This is a genomic window from Acidovorax cavernicola (assembly GCF_003581445.1).
Genome location: NZ_QXMN01000353.1, coordinates 1 through 559 on the forward strand (window position 1 = coordinate 1; position 559 = coordinate 559).

Here is a 559-nt window from a genome sequence, read left to right on the forward strand (position 1 = left end):
GGCAATGCCAGCGCCACCAGAACGGCCAGCACGCTGACCGTGGTCATCAACTCGATCAAAGTGAAGCCGCCCAGGCGCGCGCGCGGCGGCTGGCGACGGCGGTTTACCAGCATCCGGCCACTCCCTTCGTGCCCGTCGCCGTCTTGGTGCCTGCCTCGTCAATGGTCAAGGTACCGCAACCGCTGTCGCTCGTGATCTGCTGGCCTATGGGAGTCGCCGTAGCCGTGAAACCAGGCGGGGTGGTGCCGGCCTTCGGGGCCGTAGTGATGGTGTAGTTTCTGCCGACTTCTGCCGGAGGGCTCATTTGCAGCGTGGCCAGGTCCGCGGCATAGCTGCGCGCATCCAGCAAATAACGCTGCTGCCGATTGCTGACCTCGAGCAGGAAAGATTCAGCGGCAGCGCGATTGGATCTGGCGATGTAGGCGGTGTACGACGGATAGGCAAGCGCCGCAAGGATAGCCACGATGGCAACCACCATCATCAACTCTATCAACGTGAATCCTTTGGTACGCAGCATATTTTTCAGGCATTTCGAATGCCGGCTTTATTTGCGCTGGAG

At 61.0% G+C, this 559-nt stretch carries 2 protein-coding genes; both read right to left on the reverse strand.

What is annotated here, in order from left to right:
• Positions 1 to 113, reverse strand: a 113-nt coding sequence (locus D3H34_RS34975; RefSeq protein WP_119558930.1) for a prepilin-type N-terminal cleavage/methylation domain-containing protein, incomplete at its 3' end; no start/stop codon positions are given.
• Positions 104 to 517 (reverse strand): type IV pilin protein, encoded by a 414-nt coding sequence (locus tag D3H34_RS33605; protein ID WP_119558931.1) that lies wholly within the window; start codon positions 515 to 517, stop codon positions 104 to 106. The genes D3H34_RS34975 and D3H34_RS33605, both read right to left, overlap by 10 nt.
• Positions 518 to 559: the final 42 nt, after the last annotated feature.

What these genes read in the sequence shown, in the direction of transcription:
- D3H34_RS33605 (WP_119558931.1), bottom strand. Translation starts at nt 517, where the DNA reads ATGCTGCGTACCAAAGGATTCACGTTGATAGAGTTGATGATGGTGGTT.